The organism is Streptomyces sp. MBT65 (assembly GCF_016612545.1).
GTDB lineage: Bacteria > Actinomycetota > Actinomycetes > Streptomycetales > Streptomycetaceae > Streptomyces.
Genome location: NZ_JAENRY010000418.1, coordinates 1 through 5,553, shown reverse-complemented (window position 1 = coordinate 5,553; position 5,553 = coordinate 1). Strand labels below are relative to the sequence as shown.

At 68.4% G+C, this 5,553-nt stretch carries 5 protein-coding genes; 4 read left to right on the top strand and 1 reads right to left on the bottom strand.

Going from position 1 to position 5,553, the window contains the following annotated elements; translation table 11 throughout:
- Both JHN63_RS46825 and JHN63_RS46820 read left to right on the top strand, forming a co-directional pair.
- The coding region (locus tag JHN63_RS46825) for a glycosyltransferase (protein ID WP_200691232.1) at positions 1–349 on the top strand (349 nt) is incomplete at its 5' end.
- A gap of 83 nt (positions 350–432) precedes the next feature.
- Positions 433–2,013, top strand: coding sequence for a GMC oxidoreductase (locus JHN63_RS46820; RefSeq protein WP_200691234.1), 1,581 nt, complete (start codon positions 433–435; stop codon positions 2,011–2,013).
- Between the two features lie 27 nt (positions 2,014–2,040).
- On the opposite strand, the gene JHN63_RS46815 is transcribed toward JHN63_RS46820, so the two are convergent.
- On the bottom strand, positions 2,041–3,837 hold the full coding sequence (locus JHN63_RS46815) for a long-chain fatty acid--CoA ligase (protein WP_200691231.1): 1,797 nt from the start codon (positions 3,835–3,837) through the stop codon (positions 2,041–2,043).
- Between the two features lie 338 nt (positions 3,838–4,175).
- Here JHN63_RS46815 and JHN63_RS46810 point away from each other — a divergent pair, with 338 nt between their 5' ends.
- Both JHN63_RS46810 and JHN63_RS46805 read left to right on the top strand, forming a co-directional pair.
- On the top strand, positions 4,176–4,931 hold the full coding sequence (locus JHN63_RS46810; protein ID WP_200691233.1) for a metallophosphoesterase: 756 nt from the start codon (positions 4,176–4,178) through the stop codon (positions 4,929–4,931).
- A 133-nt stretch (positions 4,932–5,064) separates the two neighbouring features.
- The gene (locus JHN63_RS46805) at positions 5,065–5,508 is read left to right on the top strand and encodes an SRPBCC family protein (RefSeq protein WP_200691230.1); all 444 of its coding nucleotides are present in this window, start codon (positions 5,065–5,067) and stop codon (positions 5,506–5,508) included.
- Positions 5,509–5,553 lie beyond the last annotated feature (45 nt).

Sequence of the window (5,553 nt, the reverse complement as noted above, 5' to 3'; positions counted from 1 at the left end):
GCCCGCGCACTACGGCGCCGGTGACGTCTTCGCGATGCCGTGCCGCACCCGGCGCGGCGGCCTCGACGTCGAGGGGCTCGGCATCGTCTACCTGGAGGCGTCGGCCACCGGACTGCCCGTCGTCGCCGGTGACTCCGGCGGCGCGCCCGACGCCGTGCTCGACGGCGAGACCGGGTGGGTGGTGCGGGGCGGGTCCCCGGAGGAGGCCGCCGACCGGATCGTCGCGCTGCTCGAAGACCCGGAGCTGCGCCGCAACATGGGGGAGCGGGGCCGGAGTTGGGTCGAGGAGAAGTGGCGCTGGGATCTACTCGCGGAGAAATTGAAAACCTTGTTGCACACCGGGGGCTAGGCGGAACCGAATAATCCGCACATGCTGCGCGCATGACAGCAAAACTGACGCAGCATCAGCTGACGAGACGTCAAATCCTGGGCATGATCGCCCTCCAGACCGCCGCCACCGCCGGTCTCACCCGTATCGGCCTCCAGTCCGCGCAGGCCGTCGAACCCGCCGCCGTCCAGACCGCACCCGCGATCGTCGTCGGTTCCGGCTACGGCGGCGCGGTCGCCGCCCTCCGCCTGGGCCAGGCCGGCGTCACCACCCTCGTCCTGGAGATGGGCCGGCTCTGGAACACGGCCGGTGCCGACGGCAAGATCTTCTGCAACACCGCCAGCCCGGACCAGCGCTCGATGTGGTTCAAGACCCGCACCGAGGCCCCGCTCGCGAGCTTCCTCTGGCTGGACGTCGTCAACAAGGACATCACCGCGTACCCGGGCGTCCTGGACCGCGTGCACTACGACGCCATGTCCGTGTACGTGGGACGCGGGGTCGGCGGCGGCTCGCTGGTCAACGGCGGCATGGCGGTCACCCCGCGCCAGTCGTACTTCACCGAGCAGTTCCCCGCCGTGGACGCCACCGCGATGTACAACACGTACTTCCCGCGCGCCCGCACCATGCTCGGCGTCAACACCGTCGACCCGACGTGGTTCGAGTCGACCGAGTGGTACCAGTTCACCCGCACCTCGCGGAAGGCCGCCACGAACACCGGCCTGACGACCACCTTCGTGCCCAACGTCTACGACTTCGGCTACATGCAGCGGGAGGCGGCGGGCACCGCCACCAAGTCCGCGCTCGCCCAGGAGGTCATCTACGGCAACAACTACGGCAAGAAGAGCCTCGACAAGACCTACCTCGCCTCGGCGCTCGGCACCGGCAAGGTCACCATCCACACCATGGAGAAGGTGACCGGGGTCAGCCGCGCGAGCGACGGGTCGTACGTCCTGAGCGTGAACCGGATCGACGACACCGGCGCGGTCGTCGAGACCAAGCAGTACGGCTGCACCTATCTGTTCCTCGGCGGCGGCAGCCTCGGCACCACCGAACTCCTCGTCCGGGCAAGGGACACGGGTACCCTGCCCGCGCTCAACTCCACGGTCGGGGCGGGCTGGGGACCCAACGGCAACACCATGGTGGGCCGCGCCAACCACATCTGGGACACCACCGGCGCCAACCAGTCGACCATGCCGGTCATGGGCATCGACGACTGGGCCAACACCGACAACCCGGTCTTCGCGGAGATCGCCCCGCTGCCCATCGGCTTCGAGACCTGGGTGAGCCTCTATCTGGCGATCACCAAGAACCCCCAACGGGCCTCGTTCACCTACGACTCGGCGAGCGGCACGGTGAAGCTGGGCTGGACCGCGGCGCAGAGCGCGGTCTCGGTCGCGATGGCCAAGAAGCTCTTCGACCGGATCAACTCGGCCAACGCGACGATCTACCGCTCCGACCTGTTCGGCACGCCCAGCAAGATCTTCGCCGACGACTTCTGCTACCACCCGCTGGGCGGCTGCGTGTTGGGCAACGCGACCGACAACTACGGCCGGGTGAAGGGGTATTCGAAGCTGTACATCACGGACGGTTCGCTGGTGCCCGGCAACATCGGCGTGAACCCGTTCGTCACCATCACCGCGCTCGCCGAACGCACGCTGGAACGGGTCCTCGCCGAGGACTTCTAAACAACCCCGAACGCCCCGACTACCCGTCTACTTCCGGTAGATGGCCTCGATCTCGTCCGCGTAGTCCTTGGCCACCACATTGCGCTTGAGCTTCAGGGACGGCGTCAAGTGGCCCGACTCCTCCGTGAACTGGGAGGACAGAATGCGGAACTTCCGCACCGATTCCGCCTTCGACACCGCGGCGTTGCCGTCGTCGACAGCGTCCTGGATCGCCTGCACCAGATCCGGGTCGTCACGCAGCGACGCCGCGGTGGAACCCGCCGGCTTGCCGTGCTCGGCAGCCCAGCGGCCCAGGAACTCGTCGTCGATGGTGACCAGCGCGCCCACGAAGGGCCGCCCGTCCCCGACGACCATGCACTCCGCGACCAGCGCGTGCGCGCGGATGCGGTCCTCGATCACGGCCGGGGCGACGTTCTTGCCGCCCGCGGTGACGATGATCTCCTTCTTGCGTCCGGTGATGCTGAGGTAGCCGTCCTCGTCGAGGGTGCCGATGTCCCCGGTGTGGAACCAGCCGTCCGCGAGCGCCTCGGCCGTGGCGGCCTCGTTGTTCCAGTAGCCCTTGAACAGGTGCTCGCCGTGCAGCAGCACCTCGCCGTCGTCCGCGATGCGCACGACCGAGCCGGGCAGCGGCTGCCCGACGGTGCCGATCTTCGTCCGGTCCCAGGGGTTGAAGGCGGTGGCGGCACAGGACTCGGTCAGCCCGTAGCCCTCGAGGACGGTGAAGCCGATGCCCCGGAAGAAGTGCCCGAGGCGCTCGCCCAGCGGGGCGCCGCCGGAGATCGCGTACTCGCCCTTGCCGCCGAGCACCGCGCGCAGCTTGCTGTAGACGAGCTTGTCGAAGGTCTTGTACTTGATCTTCAGACCGAGGGACGGACCCGACGGCGTGTCCAGCGCGCGGCTGTACGCGATCGCGGTGTCGGCCGCCTTGTCGAAGATCTTGCCCTTGCCGTCCGCCTGCGCCTTGGCACGCGCCGAGTTGTAGACCTTCTCGAAGACGCGCGGCACACCGAGGATCAACGTCGGCCGGAACGAGGCGAGTTCGTCGGTGAGGTTCTTGATGTCCGGGACCAGGCCCAGCTTGATCGGCGCCATCATCGGCGCGATCTGCACCAGCCGCCCGAAGACGTGCGCGAGCGGCAGGAACAGCAGCACCGAGCACTCGCCGGTGCGGAACAGCGGGCGCAGCCGCTCCACGATGTTGCCGCACTCCGCGAAGAAGCTGCGGTGGGTGAGCACACAGCCCTTGGGCCGGCCGGTGGTGCCACTCGTGTACACGATGGTCGCCGGGTCGTCGGCCTTCGCCTGTGAGCTGCGCTCCTCGACGGTCGCGTCGCTGATGTCCTTGCCCGCGCGGTCCAGCTCCTCGATCGCGCCGGTGTCGATCTGCCAGACGTGCTTGAGGGCGGGCAACTGCGCGCGCACCGACTCGACGGCGGCGGCGTGCGCGTCCTGCTCGACGATCACGGCGGTGGCGCCCGAGTCGGAGAGGATCCACTGCACCTGCTCCGCCGAGCTGGTCTCGTACACCGGCACGGTGATCGCGCCCGCACACCAGATGGCGAAGTCGAGCAGCGTCCACTCGTACCGTGTGCGGGACATCAGCCCGACCCGGTCGCCGGGCTGGACGCCGGAGGCGATCAGCCCCTTGGCGGCGGCGTGCACCTCGGCGAGGAAGACCGTGGCGGTCACGTCCTGCCACGCGCCGTTCGCCTTACGCGCGATGACGGCGACATCTGGGTGCTGCGCGGCGTTTCTGCGGACGATGTCGGTCAGATTGCCGTCCGCAGGGACCTCGTACAAAGCCGGAAGGCTGAACTCGCGCAAGACTGCTGCTCCTCATAGGGCGCCGGCGCCACGACGTTGTGTGATGCGACGGTCCGGTCCAAGGCTCGGGCAGGTGCGTCAGGACCGGATGATTGAAATCCTGAGCACGACTGGACTGCCCGGACGTTACCCGTCGGTATGGGTCCTACGACAGGGGGGTCCGGCGAGATGTTCGCTGCGTCACACAGATTGGTGTTTCCTCGCGCACAGTAGTCCACGCCTTTCTTGACCGGCCAGTAACCGCAAGGTCCGCCGCCACTGTTCACGTTTGCCGCACACGCCTACGCTTGATCGTCATGGCACCCACACCGGCCGGCACCCCCGGAACGCGCATCCATGTGGTCAGCGACGTGCACGGCAACGCCCGTGACCTGGCCAGATCCGGTGAGGGTGCCGACGCCCTGATCTGCCTGGGGGACCTCGTCCTCTTCCTCGACTACGCCGATCACTCGCGCGGGATCTTCCCCGAACTGTTCGGCGAGGAGAACGCCGACCGCCTCGTCGAACTGCGCACCGCCCGCCGCTTCGAGGAGGCCCGTGAACTCGGCGCCCGCCTCTGGAGCGCGGTCGGCGGGGACCGCGCGGCCCTGATCGAGAAGGCGGTCCGCAAGCAGTACGCAGAGATGTTCGCGGCCTTCCCCACCCCGACGTACGCCACCTACGGCAACGTCGACATGCCGACCCTGTGGCCCGAGTACGCGGGCCCCGGCACGACGGTCCTCGACGGCGAGCGGGTCGAGATCGGCGGCCGCACCTTCGGCTTCGTCGGCGGCGGCCTGCGCACGCCCATGCGCACGCCGTACGAGATCAGCGACGAGGAGTACGCCGCGAAGATCGAGGCGGTCGGCGAGGTCGACGTCCTGTGCACGCACATCCCGCCCGAGGTCCCCGAGCTGGTCTACGACACGGTCGCGCGCCGCTTCGAACGGGGCAGCCGCGCCCTCCTGGACGCCATCCGCCGCACCAGGCCCCGCTATTCACTGTTCGGCCACGTCCACCAGCCGCTGGTGCGCAGGATGCGGATCGGGGCGACGGAGTGCGTGAACGTGGGGCACTTCGCGGGGAGCGGCAAGCCGTGGGCGCTGGAATGGTGACTCCCTTGGCGGCTGCCGCTGATGTCCGCAGGTAGGGGGTGCGGTAAGGGGGTTGGCGGGGAGGTAGCCTTCACGCTGCACGCACAAGCGCACGACGACGCCCTGCCGGTCCGCATCTGGAGGAGCCACAGCGATGGCGGAACACACCAGTTCGAGCATCACGATCGAGGCGGCACCGGCCGACGTCATGGCGGTGATCGCCGACTTCGCCCGCTATCCGGACTGGACCGGTGAGGTGAAGGAGGCGGACGTCCTCAAGACCGACGAACGAGGCCGCGCCGAACAGGTCCGCCTCGTCATGGACGCCGGCGCGATCAAGGACGACCAGGTCCTCGCCTACACCTGGACCGGCGACAACGAGGTGTCCTGGACCCTCGTCAAGTCCCAGATGCTCCGCTCCCTGGACGGCTCCTACCTCCTCAAGTCCACGAGCACGGGGGCGACCGAGGTCACGTACCTCCTCACGGTCGACGTCAAGATCCCCATGCTGGGCATGATCAAGCGCAAGGCGGAGAAGGTCATCATCGACCGGGCGCTGGCGGGGTTGAAGAAGAGGGTGGAGTCGGGGGAGAAGTAGGGGGCGGGGTGGAGTTGCGGGTGGAACTCGGAGGTTCGGTGGCGC

Coding starts and splice junctions, on each gene's coding strand:
- JHN63_RS46820 (WP_200691234.1), top strand. CDS start 433: ATGATCGCCCTCCAGACCGCCGCCACCGCCGGTCTCACCCGTATCGGC.
- JHN63_RS46805 (WP_200691230.1), top strand. CDS start 5,065: ATGGCGGAACACACCAGTTCGAGCATCACGATCGAGGCGGCACCGGCC.